13 protein-coding genes are annotated in these 16,808 nt (G+C 45.1%); 6 read left to right on the top strand and 7 right to left on the bottom strand.

Translation table 11 applies throughout. The annotated features are described in order from the left end of the window. The first annotated feature begins 174 nt into the window (after positions 1-174). The 6 genes from secA to ACED59_RS09650 all read left to right on the top strand — a co-directional run bounded on the left by secA (position 175) and on the right by ACED59_RS09650 (position 10,441). Entirely contained in the window at positions 175-2,901 is a 2,727-nt protein-coding gene (secA, locus tag ACED59_RS09675) for a preprotein translocase subunit SecA (protein WP_017098311.1), read from the top strand. 333 nt (positions 2,902-3,234) lie between these two features. Continuing rightward, positions 3,235-3,633, top strand: coding sequence for an 8-oxo-dGTP diphosphatase MutT (mutT, locus tag ACED59_RS09670; RefSeq protein WP_017098312.1), 399 nt, complete (start codon positions 3,235-3,237; stop codon positions 3,631-3,633). Positions 3,634-3,725: 92 nt separating this feature from the next. Beyond that, positions 3,726-4,550, top strand: coding sequence for a 4-hydroxy-tetrahydrodipicolinate reductase (dapB, locus tag ACED59_RS09665; RefSeq protein WP_020628676.1), 825 nt, complete (start codon positions 3,726-3,728; stop codon positions 4,548-4,550). A gap of 503 nt (positions 4,551-5,053) precedes the next feature. Next, positions 5,054-6,208 (top strand): glutamine-hydrolyzing carbamoyl-phosphate synthase small subunit, encoded by a 1,155-nt coding sequence (gene carA / locus ACED59_RS09660; RefSeq protein ID WP_017098313.1) that lies wholly within the window; start codon positions 5,054-5,056, stop codon positions 6,206-6,208. Between the two features lie 16 nt (positions 6,209-6,224). After that, positions 6,225-9,455 carry a carbamoyl-phosphate synthase large subunit gene (gene carB / locus ACED59_RS09655; RefSeq protein ID WP_017098314.1) on the top strand — a complete coding sequence of 1,077 codons (3,231 nt, stop codon included), beginning with the start codon at positions 6,225-6,227 and terminating at the stop codon, positions 9,453-9,455. 206 nt (positions 9,456-9,661) lie between these two features. After that, the gene (locus ACED59_RS09650; protein WP_017098315.1) at positions 9,662-10,441 is read left to right on the top strand and encodes a TSUP family transporter; all 780 of its coding nucleotides are present in this window, start codon (positions 9,662-9,664) and stop codon (positions 10,439-10,441) included. Here ACED59_RS09650 and ACED59_RS09645 read toward each other — a convergent pair. The 7 genes from ACED59_RS09645 to ACED59_RS09615 form a co-directional block, all read right to left on the bottom strand. Continuing rightward, positions 10,392-11,237 carry a LysR family transcriptional regulator gene (locus ACED59_RS09645; protein ID WP_017098316.1) on the bottom strand — a complete coding sequence of 282 codons (846 nt, stop codon included), beginning with the start codon at positions 11,235-11,237 and terminating at the stop codon, positions 10,392-10,394. The genes ACED59_RS09650 and ACED59_RS09645 overlap by 50 nt on opposite strands. 205 nt (positions 11,238-11,442) lie before the next feature. Then, positions 11,443-12,060 (bottom strand): TRIC cation channel family protein, encoded by a 618-nt coding sequence (locus ACED59_RS09640; protein ID WP_009848396.1) that lies wholly within the window; start codon positions 12,058-12,060, stop codon positions 11,443-11,445. Between the two features lie 74 nt (positions 12,061-12,134). Continuing rightward, positions 12,135-13,004 (bottom strand): vitamin B12 ABC transporter substrate-binding protein BtuF, encoded by an 870-nt coding sequence (btuF, locus tag ACED59_RS09635; RefSeq protein ID WP_017098317.1) that lies wholly within the window; start codon positions 13,002-13,004, stop codon positions 12,135-12,137. 1 nt (position 13,005) lies between these two features. Then, positions 13,006-13,959 (bottom strand): cobalamin biosynthesis family protein, encoded by a 954-nt coding sequence (locus tag ACED59_RS09630; RefSeq protein ID WP_017098318.1) that lies wholly within the window; start codon positions 13,957-13,959, stop codon positions 13,006-13,008. A 10-nt stretch (positions 13,960-13,969) separates the two neighbouring features. Further along, positions 13,970-14,665, bottom strand: coding sequence for a 5'-methylthioadenosine/S-adenosylhomocysteine nucleosidase (gene mtnN / locus ACED59_RS09625; RefSeq protein WP_017098319.1), 696 nt, complete (start codon positions 14,663-14,665; stop codon positions 13,970-13,972). Between the two features lie 127 nt (positions 14,666-14,792). Further along, positions 14,793-15,221, bottom strand: a complete 429-nt coding sequence (locus tag ACED59_RS09620) for a DUF1499 domain-containing protein (protein ID WP_017098320.1) — start codon at positions 15,219-15,221, stop codon at positions 14,793-14,795. A 170-nt stretch (positions 15,222-15,391) separates the two neighbouring features. Beyond that, a complete protein-coding gene (locus ACED59_RS09615) occupies positions 15,392-16,804 on the bottom strand; it encodes an FAD-dependent oxidoreductase (RefSeq protein ID WP_029223987.1) in 1,413 nt (470 codons plus the stop codon). Positions 16,805-16,808 lie beyond the last annotated feature (4 nt).

Here is a 16,808-nt window from a genome sequence, read left to right as displayed (position 1 = left end):
GGGCATTAATTTTAACTGAAGCCTTGAAAACTCTACTCTCAAGTACAATATCAAAGATACTAGATTTATCTCAGTATCCTTGGTTAGTAACTAAAGACTAGTTTATAGCTAGTAGAGACTGACGGCATTTAAAATAGATCGCGGACGATCTGAGAACGAAGAGATTCCAAGCACATGATTACTAAGCTGCTGACAAAGGTAATTGGCAGTCGCAATGACAGAACACTGCGCCGCCTTAGAAAAATTGTAAAAGAAATTAATAACTTCGAACCAACGTTTGAAGCTCTTTCAGACGATGAACTAAAAGCAAAAACGGTTGAGTTTCGTGAGCGCTTAGATAAAGGTGAATCGTTAGATCAACTTCTACCTGAAGCATTCGCTACGGTACGTGAAGCGTCGAAGCGTGTTTACGGCATGCGTCATTTTGACGTGCAAATGATTGGTGGCATGGTTCTAAATGCTGGCCAAATTGCAGAGATGCGTACTGGTGAAGGTAAGACACTTACCGCAACCCTACCAGCTTATCTAAACGCGCTACCAAGCAAAGGTGTTCACGTAATAACGGTGAACGATTACCTAGCGAAGCGTGATGCGGAAACAAACCGCCCATTATTTGAATTCCTTGGCATGACTGTTGGCGTGAATGTGGCAAACATGGCTCCGCCAGAGAAAAAAGAAGCGTACCAAGCTGACATCCTATACGGAACAAACAACGAGTTTGGTTTTGATTACCTTCGTGACAACATGGCTTTCCGTGCTGAAGACCGAGTTCAACGTGAGCGCTTCTTTGCTGTAGTCGATGAGGTTGACTCAATCTTAATTGATGAAGCTCGTACTCCGTTAATTATCTCTGGCCCCGCTGAAGATAGTTCTGACCTTTATACGCGCATTAACACTCTAATCCCTTCTCTAGAGCGTCAAGATAAAGAAGATTCAGAAGAGTACCGTGGTGAAGGTCACTACACCATGGACGAAAAATCAAAACAGGTTCACCTGACTGAAAACGGTCAAGAGTTTGTAGAAGAACTAATGGTCAAAAACGGCTTGATGGAAGAGGGTGACACACTTTACTCTCCAACCAATATCAGCCTATTGCACCATGTGAATGCTGCGCTTCGTGCACACGTATTGTTTGAGAAAAACGTCGACTACATCGTTACTGAAGAAGGCGAAGTGGTTATCGTTGATGAACATACTGGTCGTACTATGCCAGGTCGTCGTTGGTCTGAAGGTTTACACCAAGCTGTTGAAGCTAAAGAAGGTGTGAAGATTCAAAATGAAAACCAAACATTAGCATCGATCACATTCCAGAATTTCTTCCGTCTGTATGAAAAACTGTCAGGTATGACAGGTACTGCTGATACAGAAGCGTTCGAATTCCAGTCTATCTACGGCCTAGAAACGGTGGTTATCCCAACCAACAAGCCTATGGTTCGTAACGATATGCCAGATGTGGTTTATCGTACTGAAGAAGACAAGTTCAATGCGATCATTGAAGACATCAAAGACCGTGTAGCGGCTGGTCAGCCATCACTGGTTGGTACAGTTTCTATCGAGAAATCTGAACTGCTGTCTAACGCATTGAAAAAATCAAAAATTAAGCACAACGTTCTAAATGCTAAGTTTCATGAAATGGAAGCTGAGATTGTTGCACAAGCTGGTATGCCGAGCGCGGTAACTATCGCAACTAACATGGCTGGTCGTGGTACCGATATCGTGTTAGGTGGTAGCTGGCAGGCACAAGTTGAGAAGCTAGAGAATCCAACCAAAGAGCAGATCGAGAAGATCAAAGCTGACTGGAGAGTAATCCATGATAAAGTGCTTGAGTCAGGTGGTCTGCACATCATTGGTACTGAGCGTCATGAATCTCGCCGTATCGATAACCAGCTACGTGGTCGTTCTGGTCGTCAAGGTGATGCGGGTTCTTCTCGTTTCTACCTATCAATGGAAGATTCTCTGCTACGTATCTTCACATCGGATCGTATGGCTGGTCTTATCCAAAGTGGTATGGACGAGGGCGAAGCTATCGAATCTAAGATGCTTTCTCGCTCAATTGAAAAAGCACAACGTAAAGTTGAAGGTCGTAACTTCGATATTCGTAAGCAGCTTCTTGAGTACGATGATGTAGCCAATGACCAACGTAAAGTGGTTTATGAGCTTCGTGATGAACTGATGAGTTCTGACGACATCAGCGAAATGATCGAACACAACCGTGAAGATGTACTAGCATCAGTGATTGATGAATACATCGCACCTCAGTCTCTTGAAGACATGTGGGATATCGCGGGTCTACAAGATCGTCTGAAGAATGACTTCGATCTAGACTTTGATATTCAAGGTTGGTTAGACGAAGACGACAAGCTTTATGAAGAAGCATTGCGTGAGCGTATTCTTGGTATGGCGGTTGATTCGTACAAACAGAAAGAAGAAGTGGTTGGTGCTCAAGTACTGCGTAACTTCGAGAAATCTGTGATGCTACAAACGCTAGACGGTCTTTGGAAAGAGCACTTGGCTGCGATGGATCACCTTCGTCAAGGTATCCACTTACGTGGTTACGCTCAGAAGAACCCGAAACAAGAGTACAAGCGCGAGTCGTTTGAACTGTTTGAAGGCCTACTAGATGTACTAAAAACAGACGTTGTTACCATCCTTTCTAAAGTTCGCGTTCAGCAACAAGAAGAAGTTGAAAAGATGGAAGCTCAACGTCAAGCTCAAGCTGAAGAAGCGGCGCGTCGTGCACAAGCACAACATGCAACGGCTGAAAACCAGCTAGCTGACGATGAAGCTGAAGCGGCATCTCCACAAACGGTAGTGCGTGATGAGCGTAAAGTGGGTCGTAATGAACCATGCCCATGTGGAAGTGGCAAAAAATACAAACAGTGTCACGGTAAAATTGACTAATGCTTCGCTGTAGTGGCTGATAACTTCGTCGGCGATGCTCATTTACACTTGTAAACTCCGCGTCGCCTCCTCGTTCTCAACCAATACAGCTTTGCCTTAATATAGTTTTGATAAAAAGAGTCGCTTAGGCGGCTCTTTTTGTATGTAAATTTCATGGCTTACTTTGTTACGCAAGGAAGTCGTCATTCCCTATAGCGAGAACGAGCGTAGTAGGGAATCTCGTTTAGTTAGGCTCATATTGTTTTAGATCCCCAACTCAGTCGTTCCTCCTTCTTGAGGATGACGTATTCAGGGACTATGTGAGTTAAGCGTTTTATTAAGGAACACCAACACATGAAAAGAATCCATATTGTAGCTGGCATTATCTTTAACCAAGATAAGTCACAGGTATTTATCACTAAACGTCCGGACGACAAACACAAGGGCGGTTTTTGGGAGTTCCCTGGTGGCAAGGTTGAAGTGGGCGAAACCATTGAACAAGCGATGACTCGTGAGCTTGATGAGGAGATTGGCATCAAGGTGACAGAACAGTCTCTGTTTGAGCACCTTGAGTTTGATTACACCGATAAGTCGCTTAAGTTCGACTTCATCCTTGTGACTGACTTTGAGGAACAACCTTATGGCAAAGAAGGTCAACAAGGTGAATGGGTAAGCCTAGAATCATTGAATCAATACGCCTTCCCAGAGGCAAATGTGCCAATTTTAGAGCGAGTAATAAAAGAGTTTTCGTAATTGCTAGCCTGAGTTTGAGATTGTTGTTAGTTTAAAGAGATTAGTCGATTGAACGTTGCTGCAAGAGATAAGTGGCAACGGTAACCAAAACAATGGAGATATTCGCAGTGGTAAGAATTGCAATTGCAGGAGCAGCGGGCCGCATGGGTCGCAACTTGGTGAAAGCCGCTCATCATAATTCAGAAGCAAGTGTTGGAGCTGGTTCAGAGCGTCCAGAGTCATCTTTGGTCGGCGTAGATGTCGGCGAGTTATGCGGTGAAGGTCGTTTTGATGTTGCTTTAGTCGATGATTTGTCTAAAGCCATCGAAGAGTTTGATGTGATTGTCGATTTTACTGCCCCTGTTAGCACATTAGCGAATATTGAACTTTGTAAACGTCACGGTAAAAAACTGATTATCGGTACGACGGGTTTCTCTGAAGAAGAGAAGCAGGTGATTGATGCTGCTTCAAAAGAGATGGCGATCGTAATGGCACCTAACTACAGCGTTGGTGTAAACCTGGTCTTTAAGCTGCTAGAGAAGGCCGCTAAAGTGATGGGCGACTATTGTGATGTCGAGATCGTTGAGGCTCATCACCGTCATAAAGTCGATGCACCGTCAGGTACTGCGATTGGTATGGGCGAAGCTATTGCGGGTGCGATGGGCAACGAGCTGAACGATGTAGCTGTATGGTCACGCGAAGGTATTACTGGTGAGCGTACTAAAGATGAGATTGGTTTCGCGACGATTCGTGCCGGTGACATTATTGGTGAACACACCGCTATGTTTGCTGATATCGGTGAACGAGTGGAAATTACCCATAAAGCCACTGATAGAATGACCTTTGCTAATGGCGCAATCAAGGCCGCGGTTTGGTTAAATGATAAACCAGCAGGCTTTTATACCATGACGGATGTGCTTGGTTTGAATGACCTGTAAATAGATATTTATGCGCTGGCAATTGCCGGCGCTTTCTTTATTTGGTACCTTTTCCTTAGTAATCTCCCTTCTACGATCTTCCTTCTACTTTCTTCTTATCGTCATTTTTCCTCTATTTTTGTGCTGTTTATGTGGTCTTTAGTGTGTTTTTTGTTTTAGATCTTTAAATTGTCATGTTTTCTCTTGGTATTTATCGATTGCGTTTTGTTGCTGATATTTTTATCACTCTATGGTTGGCTAAAATGAGGGGTGAAAATTAGAAAATCGTAATATTCCTATTAATAGAGTATGAAAGTTGAACTTTTGAAGCTTTGATGGGGAAAATTGAATTAGTTCTTACAAATGTTTAATTTCTTTTGCGTTAAATGTTGACACGTATCACGCAGAACACTAAAATACCGCCAATTTGTCTAATTTCCATAAACACGCAGTTTTTGGTGTTGCAGGAAGGTAGATTTGCAAATTAAATCAATTTTAATGCATTTTTATTTCTGGAGGTTGTCTTGAAGAAGTCAGCACTACTCGTCCTAGAAGATGGGACAGTATTTCACGGTGAAGCCATTGGCGCTGTAGGTTCTGCAGTTGGTGAAGTCGTTTTTAATACCTCGATGACGGGGTACCAAGAAATCCTCACTGATCCTTCCTATTCTCAGCAAATCGTTACTCTTACTTACCCTCACATTGGCAATACCGGAACCAATTCCGAAGACGAAGAATCTTCTTCAATCCACGCTCAAGGCCTTGTGATTCGCGATCTCCCTCTAATCGCTTCTAACTTCCGTAATGAACAATCCCTTTCTGATTACCTTAAGTCGCAAAACGTTGTTGGTATCGCTGATATCGATACTCGTAAGCTGACGCGTATTCTTCGTGAAAAAGGCGCACAGAACGGTTGTATCGTAGCTGGCTCTTCAGTAAATGATGGAAATTTAGACGAAGCTTTGGCTCTAGCTAAAGCAAAAGAATTCCCTGGCCTGAAAGGTATGGACCTTGCGAAAGAAGTTACAACAAAAGAAGCGTATCAATGGAAACAAGGTTCGTGGACGCTTACGGGTGGACTTCCTGAAGCGAAAGCAGACTCAGAATTGCCATACCACGTTGTTGCTTATGACTTCGGTGCAAAACGAAACATCCTACGAATGCTTGTTGACCGCGGCTGCCGCCTAACGGTTGTTCCTGCTGAGACTTCAGCTGAAGAAGTACTTGCTCTGAACCCAGACGGTGTTTTCCTTTCAAATGGCCCTGGTGACCCAGAACCATGTACTTACGCAATTGAAGCGACAAAAGTGTTCCTAGAAAAAGGCTTACCAATCTTCGGTATCTGTCTAGGTCACCAGATTCTTGCTCTTGCGTCAGGCGCTAAGACAGTGAAGATGAAGTTTGGTCACCACGGTGCAAACCACCCGGTTAAAGATTTAGATCGTGATGTTGTGATGATTACTTCGCAAAACCACGGCTTTGCTGCTGACGAAGAAACCCTTCCAGTGACACTACGTGCAACGCACAAATCACTATTTGATGGTTCTCTACAAGGTATTCACCGTACAGACAAACCAGCATTCAGCTTCCAAGGTCACCCTGAAGCGAGCCCAGGTCCAGAAGACGCAGCGCCGTTATTCGACCACTTTATTGAACTAATCAAACAGCACACAGCGTAATTCGGAGTAGTAGACAATGCCAAAACGTACTGACATTAAAAGTATTCTTATTCTAGGTGCTGGCCCGATCGTTATCGGCCAAGCATGTGAGTTCGATTACTCTGGTGCTCAAGCTTGTAAAGCGCTTCGCGAAGAAGGTTACCGAGTTATTCTTGTAAACTCGAACCCAGCGACAATCATGACTGACCCAGACATGGCAGATGCAACTTACATCGAGCCTATTCAATGGGAAGTTGTGCGTAACATCATCGCTAAAGAGAAGCCTGATGCAGTTCTACCTACTATGGGTGGCCAAACTGCATTGAACTGTGCGCTAGACCTAGAAAAGCACGGCGTTCTTGAAGAGTTCGGTGTTGAAATGATTGGTGCAACGGCTAACGCTATCGATAAAGCAGAAGACCGTTCACGCTTCGATAAAGCAATGAAAGCAATTGGCCTTGAGTGTCCAACTGCTGATACAGCGAAAACGATGGAAGAAGCTTACAAAGTTTTAGACATGGTTGGCTTCCCTTGTATCATTCGTCCATCGTTCACGATGGGTGGTACTGGTGGCGGTATCGCTTACAACAAAGAAGAATTTGAAGAAATCTGTCGTCGTGGTTTGGATCTATCTCCAACTAATGAACTTCTTATCGATGAATCACTTATCGGTTGGAAAGAGTACGAGATGGAAGTGGTTCGTGACAAAAACGACAACTGCATCATCGTATGTGCGATTGAAAACTTCGACCCAATGGGTATTCACACAGGTGACTCAATCACTGTGGCTCCAGCTCAAACGCTGACAGATAAAGAATACCAACTAATGCGTAACGCATCTCTAGCAGTACTGCGTGAGATTGGTGTTGAAACAGGTGGTTCAAACGTACAGTTTGGTATCAACCCGAAAGATGGCCGTATGGTTATCATCGAGATGAACCCACGTGTATCTCGCTCTTCTGCACTAGCTTCTAAAGCAACAGGTTTCCCAATCGCTAAGATTGCAGCGAAACTGGCTGTTGGCTTCACGCTAGACGAGCTAATGAATGACATCACTGGCGGCGCAACGCCAGCATCATTCGAACCAACAATCGACTACGTAGTAACTAAGATTCCTCGTTTTAACTTCGAGAAATTTGCAGGTGCTAACGACCGTCTAACGACGCAAATGAAGTCTGTTGGTGAAGTTATGGCTATCGGCCGTAACCAACAAGAATCTCTACAAAAAGCACTTCGCGGCCTAGAAGTTGGTGCGACTGGTTTTGACGAAATGGTAGACCTAGACGCACCAGATGCTCTAACGACTATCCGTCACGAACTTAAAGAAGCTGGCGCAGAGCGTATTTGGTACATCGCTGACGCATTCCGTGCTGGTATGTCGGTAGACGGTGTATTCAACCTAACGCAAATCGACCGTTGGTTCCTAGTTCAAATCGAAGACATCGTTAAGCTAGAGCAAGAACTTAAAGCGAAAGGCTTTGCTGGTCTAAATAAAGACGAGCTAAACAAGCTTAAGCGTAAAGGTTTTGCTGATGCGCGCCTATCTAAGATTCTAGGTGTAGCAGAAAGCGAAATCCGTCGTCTACGTGACCAATACGATATCCACCCGGTATACAAGCGTGTAGATACGTGTGCAGCTGAGTTCTCTTCAGACACGGCTTACATGTACTCATCTTACGATGACGAGTGTGAAGCAAACCCAACAGACAAAGAAAAAATCATGATTCTAGGCGGCGGTCCAAACCGTATCGGCCAAGGTATCGAATTTGACTACTGTTGTGTACACGCATCACTAGCGTTACGTGAAGATGGCTACGAAACTATCATGGTTAACTGTAACCCTGAGACAGTTTCTACAGACTACGATACGTCTGACCGTCTGTACTTCGAACCAGTAACTCTGGAAGACGTACTAGCAATCGCTCGCGTTGAGAAGCCAAAAGGCGTTATCGTTCAGTACGGTGGTCAAACACCACTTAAACTGGCACGTGCTCTTGAAGCTGCTGGCGTACCAATCATCGGTACTAGCCCTGACGCAATCGACCGTGCAGAAGACCGTGAGCGTTTCCAAGTTGCTGTAGACCGTCTAGGCTTACTTCAGCCAGAAAACGCGACAGTAACAACAATGGAGCAAGCGGTAGAGAAATCTCGCGAAATCGGCTTCCCATTGGTTGTTCGTCCTTCTTATGTTCTTGGTGGTCGAGCGATGGAAATCGTATACGATGAGCAAGACTTACGCCGCTACTTCAACGAAGCAGTTAGCGTTTCAAACGAATCTCCAGTACTACTTGATAGCTTCCTAGATGATGCTGTTGAAGTGGACGTTGATGCGATTTGTGACGGTGAGCGCGTTGTTATTGCGGGTATCATGGAGCATATCGAGCAAGCGGGTGTTCACTCAGGTGACTCAGCATGTTCTCTTCCGGCTTACACGTTAAGCCAAGAAATCCAAGACGTAATGCGTGAGCAAGTTGAAAAGCTAGCGTTCGAGTTGGGTGTTCGTGGTCTGATGAATACGCAGTTTGCTGTTAAGAACAACCAAGTGTACCTAATCGAGGTTAACCCTCGTGCAGCACGTACAGTGCCGTTCGTATCGAAAGCAACAGGCGCAGCAGTCGCTAAGATTGCAGCTCGTGTGATGGCAGGTCAATCGTTAGAGTCTCAAGGCTTTACGAAAGAAATCATCCCACCATACTACTCAGTGAAAGAAGTTGTTCTTCCGTTCAACAAATTCCCTGGTGTTGACCCACTATTAGGCCCAGAAATGCGCTCTACTGGTGAAGTTATGGGTGTTGGTGCAACGTTTGCTGAAGCATACTCTAAAGCTGAATTGGGTTGTGGTCACATCTACCCTGAAGGCGGTCGTGCATTGCTTTCTGTTCGCGAAGGCGACAAAGAGCGTGTTGTTGACCTAGCATCTAAGCTATCTAAGCTTGGTTACCAGCTAGACGCAACTCACGGTACAGCTGTTATCCTTGGCGAAGCGGGTATCAACCCACGTCTAGTAAACAAGGTACACGAAGGTCGTCCTCACATTCTTGACCGTATCAAGAACAACGAGTACACGTACATCGTGAACACTGCAGCTGGCCGTCAAGCGATTGAAGATTCTAAAGTTCTTCGTCGTGGCGCGTTGGCTGAGAAAGTGAACTACACGACTACGCTAAACGCTGCATTCGCGACTTGTATGGCGCACACTGCAGACGCAAAAACGTCAGTAACTTCAGTTCAAGAGCTACACGCACAAGTTAAAGCTTCTCTAGCTTAATAGACTAACGCGTATCGCTGTTAAGCGGATATAAATGCTCAAAGCCCACTCTTCGGAGTGGGCTTTTTTATGTCTGTTATCTGGTGAAAATCTGGTGATGGCTAAATGATGAATATTTGGAATAGGTTACAATCTTGTGTTTCGTTATTGCTCATCTGCCGTGAGTGGTAACTTGTCGCTATACGAGAATTTAAGGCGTTGGGTATATGGAAATCACTCTAGAAATATTGGCTATCTTGTTTGTTGTTGCAACGGCGGCAGGCTTTATTGATGCAATGGCTGGCGGCGGTGGATTGTTGACTCTACCTGCATTGCTAGCGGCCGGAGTGCCACCAACGCAAGCACTGGCAACCAATAAACTTCAAAGCTCATTTGGTAGTTTTTCTGCCAGTTGGTATTTCGTGCGCAACGGCATCGTTAGTATTAAAGAGATGCGCCTCGCGATCTTTTGTACTTTTATTGGCTCTGCAATTGGTGCCGAGTTAGTCCAGCACATTGATGCGAGTTTACTGACTAGCGTGATACCGCTGCTGCTTATCGCTATCTCTCTCTATTTCCTGTTAGCACCCCAAACTAGAGCGTCTGAAGGAAAGCAGAAGATCTCTGAGGCGATGTTTGCTTTGTGTATTGGTGGCGGAGTTGGCTTCTACGATGGCTTTTTTGGCCCAGGAACAGGTTCAATTTTCACGGTATGTTTTGTCGCTATCGGTCACTTCTCTTTAGTGGATGCAACGGCACGCACCAAGATACTTAACTTCACATCGAATATAGCCGCATTGTTCTTCTTTATTTTAGCTGGCTTGCCAATTTGGGAATTAGGATTAGTGATGGCAGTTGGTGGTTTTATGGGCGCTCAACTTGGCGCTAAAGTAGTGGTAACAAAAGGGCAGAAATGGATTCGCCCTCTTGTGATCGTGATGTCGATGTTAATGGCGTCTAAACTGCTTTGGGAACAGCATCAACAATGGATTCTATCAGTATTTTAACTCGTGGGGACTGATAGCTATTTGGTCTCACACAGATATGAATCGGTCTAATCAATCCTTGCAATTCGGGAAAGCTAAACAGGTATTGAGGCTTAATGTTGAGTGTTTTTACGATAGAAAGCGGGATCAAAGCCGGCCCCGTTCCTCCTAGCGCTAGCTGGGCTGCTGCGGTATAGGCATCCATCTCCATCAAGGGTTTAATACCAAACTTTTCTAACACTGAGAGCTGATAAGAGTTGGCAGGGTTGGTCATATCGTTGGTAATCACCAATGGAGGAAGCTCCGTTAGCGGCGACTTACTCACTATGTAAAACGGCTCATCAAATAGATGGAAGGTCATCAATCCATGATGCGGCGGCAGTAAGCCGGCACACAACCCCAAGGTCGCCTTACCAGACTGCACTCGCTCGATAATTCTTGGTGTATGGTTAGTGGTGATGGTGATGTATTTATCTTGCTGGATAAATTTCCCCATCATTTCACCTAGATAACCTGCGATCAAAGATTTAGAGCTATCTAAGGTAATAAGGGTGGTGTCTTCCAACTCTTGTTGCTCGTAGATAAGCCCTCTAAGTTCATTGAATGTAGGGCCTATGCTCTCGATTAATGCAATCGCATCCGGCGTCAGTTTTATCTGTCGGCCACTCGGCTCGATGAGCTTTTTACCTAGCTTCTTTTCTAAATTCGCAATCCGTTTGCTGACCGCTGATTGGCTGATATAAAGCAAACTGCCTGTGCGGCTCATGGTTTTTGCTTTACTCAGCACCAATAGAGTTTCGATTCCTTCGAGTAACATTGAGTGATATTCATGAAAGTTGGGAATGATTGTTTCAACTTACCTCAAACAACATTCATTCTCTAGATTTGAAACTAAAGGTTTGAACTCAGTTAGGTATTTTAAATTGTGAACGCAAAGTGTCACGAGAGCATTCGAATGGATTGCAGAGCGAGCTGGATTAAAAAAGACTCCTTTGCGGAGCCTTTCACTTTGTAACGATAGCTTATTTGATAGCAAAGGTTGGCAGTGATAAGTGCCAACGAATAGCGCCAAGCCTAATCAATAGTGTCGTGAACACGCCGGCCAAAAAGGCGGTTTCTGAGTCGTGTCCCATGTTGAGCGCCATGGTATGGAAAGTACCACCAATGATACAAGCGGTCGCATAGACTTCACTTCTTAGAATCATTGGCACTTCGCGTGCAAGCACGTCACGGATAATACCGCCGCCACAGCCTGTGATAACACCCATGATAATAGCAACCAATGCAGAATCTTGATAAATCAGTGCTTTCTCAACACCAATGCCAACAAATACAGCTAAGCCTATCGCATCACATACTGGCAGGATCCACCAGGCCAGACGCTTGGGACGTCTTACTATAATCATGGTCAGCAAGCAGGTGGTGATGATGACCCAAAGGTAGGTGGTATCGGTGATCCAAAATACGGGAGTTGCACCCAATGCCATGTCACGAATTGTACCGCCGCCAATCGCGGTTACGCTACCTAAAACGGCGACACCAAAGGGATCCATCTTAAGACGGCCAGCGACAAATACGCCTGAGACAGCAAAAATGGCAGTGCCAAATAAATCGATAATATAAAGCAGCATGGAGTCCATGATACTGGTGCTCTTATGGTTGAAATTGTAGGGACAGGTCGGTGGCGAATTGTACGAAAAAACGCAGCAAATAGTTAGTGATTTTGCCTAGCTCTATCGAAGAAATCGCATACTTGTTGGATCGCTTTCAAAGTTCTCGTCGTCGGGCGATTAATCCAGTCAGAGTTGAGTGACCAAATTTGATTTTGAGCGACTGCTGGGATCTCGTCCTCCCAAGTTTGCCACATGGTTCCATTCTCAATTGCATGCTGAGAAGTGAAGATCACTTGCGGTTTCCTTAATACAACTTGCTCAATACCAACTTGAGGATAAGGAGAAGCACTGTCTTCGAAAATATTGTGGCCGCCACAAAACTCAAACACCTCACTTGGCCAGTGCCCTTGAGCAACAGTGATGATCGGCTTCTCACTGAGCTGATAAAAGTAGTCTACGGGTCCGGCATCTTTATATTTTAGTCTCAACGCGTTGAGCTGCTCTCTGTATTGTTGAGCGTTATTTTCGCCAATACTTGGATCGCTTGCGAATTGGCTAAGTTGCTCAATATTGGTCGCGATGTTATCTAGGCTCTTGGTTTTTGAGTAATAAATATTAAAACCAAATTGCTCCAGTTTCGCGAGTTCTCTGGGCGGGTTTCCAGCTGGCCATGCGAGAATGAGATCCGGTTGCAGGGCGATGATCTTCTCAACCTTGATGCCTTGGTAATTCGCCACTTTCTCTAGTTTGTCAGCTTGTAGTGGATAATCACTTCGCTCACTCACCGCAACAAGCTTATCACCTAAACCAGCGCTGTATGCGAGTTCAGTGGCATGAGGAGCAAGGCTAACCACACGTTGAGCTGGTTGAACTTTTTCTGAAGTCAGTAGTGTTTCTTCTGCAAATGACAAAGGCAGCCATAAGCTGGAAAACAAAATAGTAAGGCTTGTAACAAGTGCTGATGGTTTCACTCTAAATCCCTTGGTGAACAAATAGTAAGATTAGGCTTTGTAAAAATATCCAGATAGCGATGCGACCAAACAGCAGTTTTTGAACTTGAGACAAGTGCAGCGCTGAAGGGGCGACTCTGCCGCCTAATTTTGCTCGAATAGCTTTGGTGTTGTCGTAAATCGCAGGACCGCCCAGTGACAGCTCAAGCTTGTTGCCGACAGCTGTAATCAACCATGCAGGGCCGGGCAATGGCCAAGAGCGACTCTGAACGAGCATCATCTTGAATGTGTGAGACGCTTTATCGCCACATACAATCATCAAGGCAAACAAGCGCATTGGTATGAATTCTAGGATAGCGACAATCTTGATTGCCGTTGATCCAAATGGAGAAAATCGCTTTCGACTTGGTGACCATGCACGCGCTAACTCAACAATCAGGCGATACATTAACGCGGCGATTCCACCACCAATGGCGTACCAGAATAAAACACAAACCACATTACGAGCGTAACCCATGATGATAGTTTCAGCCGCGGCTTTGCCAAGTCCAAGTGATGACAGTGATTCAGTTTGACGGTTAACAATCGGAGCCAATAACTGGCGAGCCGCGGCTTTATCTTCTCGGCCAAGTGCTTTGATCAACTGATTTGCCAACTTTTCATTGTTACGCCAATCAATAGCGAGTAACAACAGCGCTAATTCAAACAGTTGTGATTGCCAAACCAGTGGCTGCAGTGCCAATAGAATAACCAGAGTCGGCAAGACCATTAACCCCCAAGCTAAAGTGCCTGAGATTAAGCTTTGGGAATAATTTTGATTGTTATTAACCTTGGTTGCTAAAAGTTCAGCAAACTTATGCCATAAGGTCGTGGGATGTGCGGCATGGGGGATAGGTAAAATTAAATGAAAAAGCAGTGCTCCCCACATTACAAGGAGCACGCCATTTGCAAATACCTGATCAAACAGTGTTTGCATGTCTAGTCGCTTACTTTAGTAGGGCAACCATCTTGATAACCATCTCAGAAGAGCTTTGTGCTGCTAGTGGCAGGAACTCTTCGAAGCTCATTGGTGATTCTTTGTCTGCAACGTCAGAGATTGCACGAACAACCACGAATGGTACTTGGAATTGGTGACAAGCTTGAGCGATAGCCGATGCTTCCATCTCTACAGCAACCACTGATGGGAAGTGCTTGCGGATGAACGCTTGACGTTCTGCTGTGCAAACAAATGCGTCGCCAGTACAGATAAGACCGCGAACGGCGTGCTTATCTTCCATTTGTGCTAGAGCTTGTTCAGCAACAGCCATCAGTTTGTCGTCAGCTTTGAACGCTGCTGGTTGACCTGCCATTTGACCAATTTCGTAACCGAAAGCTGTAACGTCAGCATCGTGGTGACGAACTTCAGTAGAGATAACCACATCGCCAAGGTTCAGTGTTGAATCAAAACCGCCAGCAGAGCCAGTGTTTAGAACGACACCTGGTTGGTATTCACTTAGCAGGATTGAAGTACCAACAGCGGCTGCTACTTTACCAATGCCTGATTGAAGCAAAACAACGTCAACACCATTTAGCTGACCAGAGAAAAAGGTACAACCGCCTTTATTAACTTCAGTAATGTCTGAAATTGCTGCTTTTAGGATCGCAACTTCTTGCTCCATTGCGCCAATGATGCCGATTTTCATGTGTAGTCTCTTAATAAAAAATATTTAAACAGTAGAGCGAAATTGTAACATGGAAGAGAAGTGTCGAGCGACTGCCCAGAAGCACTTCTCATCCGAATACAGACGATTTATCTGTGTATTCTTTTATCTATTTGATTAAGCCTTCGCTTTTCAAGCTAGCACGAAGTTGTTCAGCACGTTTTCGGTTTACGCCAAAGTCAGAATGGCCAGTGCGAGACTCTGAACGCACGATCAGTTTGCCATCAGTGATCTTAAGCTCTAAGTCATCGACAAAGCGCATGATACGCGAGGTGCATTCAACACGTAGGTAGTCTTCCGTTTTACTGGCTGTTTTTGCGCCCGGTAAGGTCTGCGCAACCTGCTCAATGGCATCTAATTTTGCTGAATCTGATAACTCAAACGAGGCCAATGCATGCTGTTCACGGTCATCTTGAGTTGAAACGCAGTTTGGTTTGTCTCCACAAGGTGATGAAGTTCTGTCTTTCATGTCCGTGATTCCTTGGCTGCAAGCGGTTAGAGTTAAAAGAGATAGAGAAAGGAGAGCGGCTTTTTTCATAGTGTTTCCTATGGCTTGTTTTTAATTCTAATTGTAGTTATCGGTATTGGCTTATTTGTAATTGTTTTACGTATTTTCGTGATGCTTGTGATAAACGAATCTAATTCAAAAAAGGATCCATCATTGGATCCTTTTTTATAGTAACGAACTGAGTAATAAAGGAAACCCAATCACACTTCTAGGTAATCCAAGATCCCTTCTGCGGCTTTACGGCCTTCATCGATAGCGGTTACCACTAAGTCAGAGCCTCGAACGGCATCGCCACCAGCGAATATCTTGCTGTTGGTGGTTTGGTATTGAAACTCTTGTGTGCCGGGAGCCTTGATGCGACCCCATTGGTCGAGCTCTACACCAAATGGTTCTAGCCATTCCATTGCATGAGGTTGGAAACCAAATGCCATGATCACGGCATCAGCCTCAAGAACATGCTCACTGCCTTCAACCGGTTCAGGACGACGGCGGCCTGCCTCATCTGGTTCACCCAAGGCTGTTTTCATCACTTTAACGCCAGTCACATGACCGGATGAATCGGTTTCCAGTGCTAATGGTTGAAGGTTGAACATGAACTTCACGCCTTCCTCTTTCGCATTTTTCACCTCTCGGCGAGAGCCCGGCATGTTCGCTTCATCTCGGCGATAAGCACAAACAACATTAGCAGCGTGTTGACGAATCGACGTTCGGACACAGTCCATTGCAGTATCACCACCACCAAGCACGACTACTTTCTTGCCTTTCATGTCGATGAATGGCGTTGGGTTATCCAGTTCCATGACCTTGTAGGTATTGGAAACAAGAAATGGTAGGGCATCATAAACGCCCGGAGCTTCTTCGTTGTCTAATCCAGCACGCATATTTTTATAGGTGCCGACACCTAAGAAAACGGCATCATAATCATCGACAAGTTGTTGTAGTTGAACGTCTTTGCCGACTTCGGTATTCATTTTAAATTCGACCCCCATACCACTAAAGATACGGCGACGGTTTTCCATGATGCCTTTCTCAAGCTTGAACGATGGGATACCAAACGTCAGCAGGCCACCGATCTCAGGGTAGCGGTCAAATACCACGGCCTTCACACCGTTTCGAACTAAGATATCAGCTGCTGCAAGACCTGCTGGGCCTGCGCCGATGATCGCGACCTTTTTGTCGGTCCATTCAACGTGAGACATGTCTGGCTTCCAGCCCATCTCAAACGCTTTGTCATTGATGTACTTTTCAATGTTGCCGATGGTTACTGCGCCGAAATCATCGTTGAGGGTACAAGATCCCTCGCACAGCCGATCCTGAGGACAAACTCGTCCACACACCTCAGGTAAGCTGTTGGTTTGGTGAGACAGTTCAGCGGCTTCGATAATGCGCCCTTCATTGGCAAGCTTAAGCCACTGAGGGATGTAGTTATGAACTGGACATTTCCATTCACAGTAAGGGTTACCACAGTCTAAACAACGGTCAGCTTGCGCTTTGGCTTGTTGCTTAGTGAAAGGTTCGTAGATCTCTACAAACTCAATCTTACGTATCTTGATTGGTTTCTTCGCTGGGTCTACGCGATTCACATCAATAAATTGGTATACATTCTGGCTCATGATT

Origin of the sequence: Vibrio sp. FF266 (genome assembly GCF_041439695.1) — a bacterium.
Taxonomy (GTDB): Bacteria; Pseudomonadota; Gammaproteobacteria; order Enterobacterales; family Vibrionaceae; genus Vibrio; species Vibrio tasmaniensis_A.
Note: the sequence above shows the minus strand (reverse complement) of the source record. Positions and strands in the feature narration are given on the sequence as shown.

What these genes read in the sequence shown, in the direction of transcription:
- ACED59_RS09620 (WP_017098320.1), bottom strand. Translation starts at nt 15,221, where the DNA reads ATGAAAAAAGCCGCTCTCCTTTCTCTATCTCTTTTAACTCTAACCGCT.
- ACED59_RS09650 (WP_017098315.1), top strand. Translation starts at nt 9,662, where the DNA reads ATGGAAATCACTCTAGAAATATTGGCTATCTTGTTTGTTGTTGCAACG.
- mutT (WP_017098312.1), top strand. Translation starts at nt 3,235, where the DNA reads ATGAAAAGAATCCATATTGTAGCTGGCATTATCTTTAACCAAGATAAG.
- ACED59_RS09630 (WP_017098318.1), bottom strand. Translation starts at nt 13,959, where the DNA reads ATGCAAACACTGTTTGATCAGGTATTTGCAAATGGCGTGCTCCTTGTA.
- mtnN (WP_017098319.1), bottom strand. Translation starts at nt 14,665, where the DNA reads ATGAAAATCGGCATCATTGGCGCAATGGAGCAAGAAGTTGCGATCCTA.
- ACED59_RS09615 (WP_029223987.1), bottom strand. Translation starts at nt 16,804, where the DNA reads ATGAGCCAGAATGTATACCAATTTATTGATGTGAATCGCGTAGACCCA.
- ACED59_RS09645 (WP_017098316.1), bottom strand. Translation starts at nt 11,237, where the DNA reads ATGTTACTCGAAGGAATCGAAACTCTATTGGTGCTGAGTAAAGCAAAA.
- dapB (WP_020628676.1), top strand. Translation starts at nt 3,726, where the DNA reads ATGGAGATATTCGCAGTGGTAAGAATTGCAATTGCAGGAGCAGCGGGC.
- ACED59_RS09640 (WP_009848396.1), bottom strand. Translation starts at nt 12,060, where the DNA reads ATGGACTCCATGCTGCTTTATATTATCGATTTATTTGGCACTGCCATT.
- secA (WP_017098311.1), top strand. Translation starts at nt 175, where the DNA reads ATGATTACTAAGCTGCTGACAAAGGTAATTGGCAGTCGCAATGACAGA.
- carB (WP_017098314.1), top strand. Translation starts at nt 6,225, where the DNA reads ATGCCAAAACGTACTGACATTAAAAGTATTCTTATTCTAGGTGCTGGC.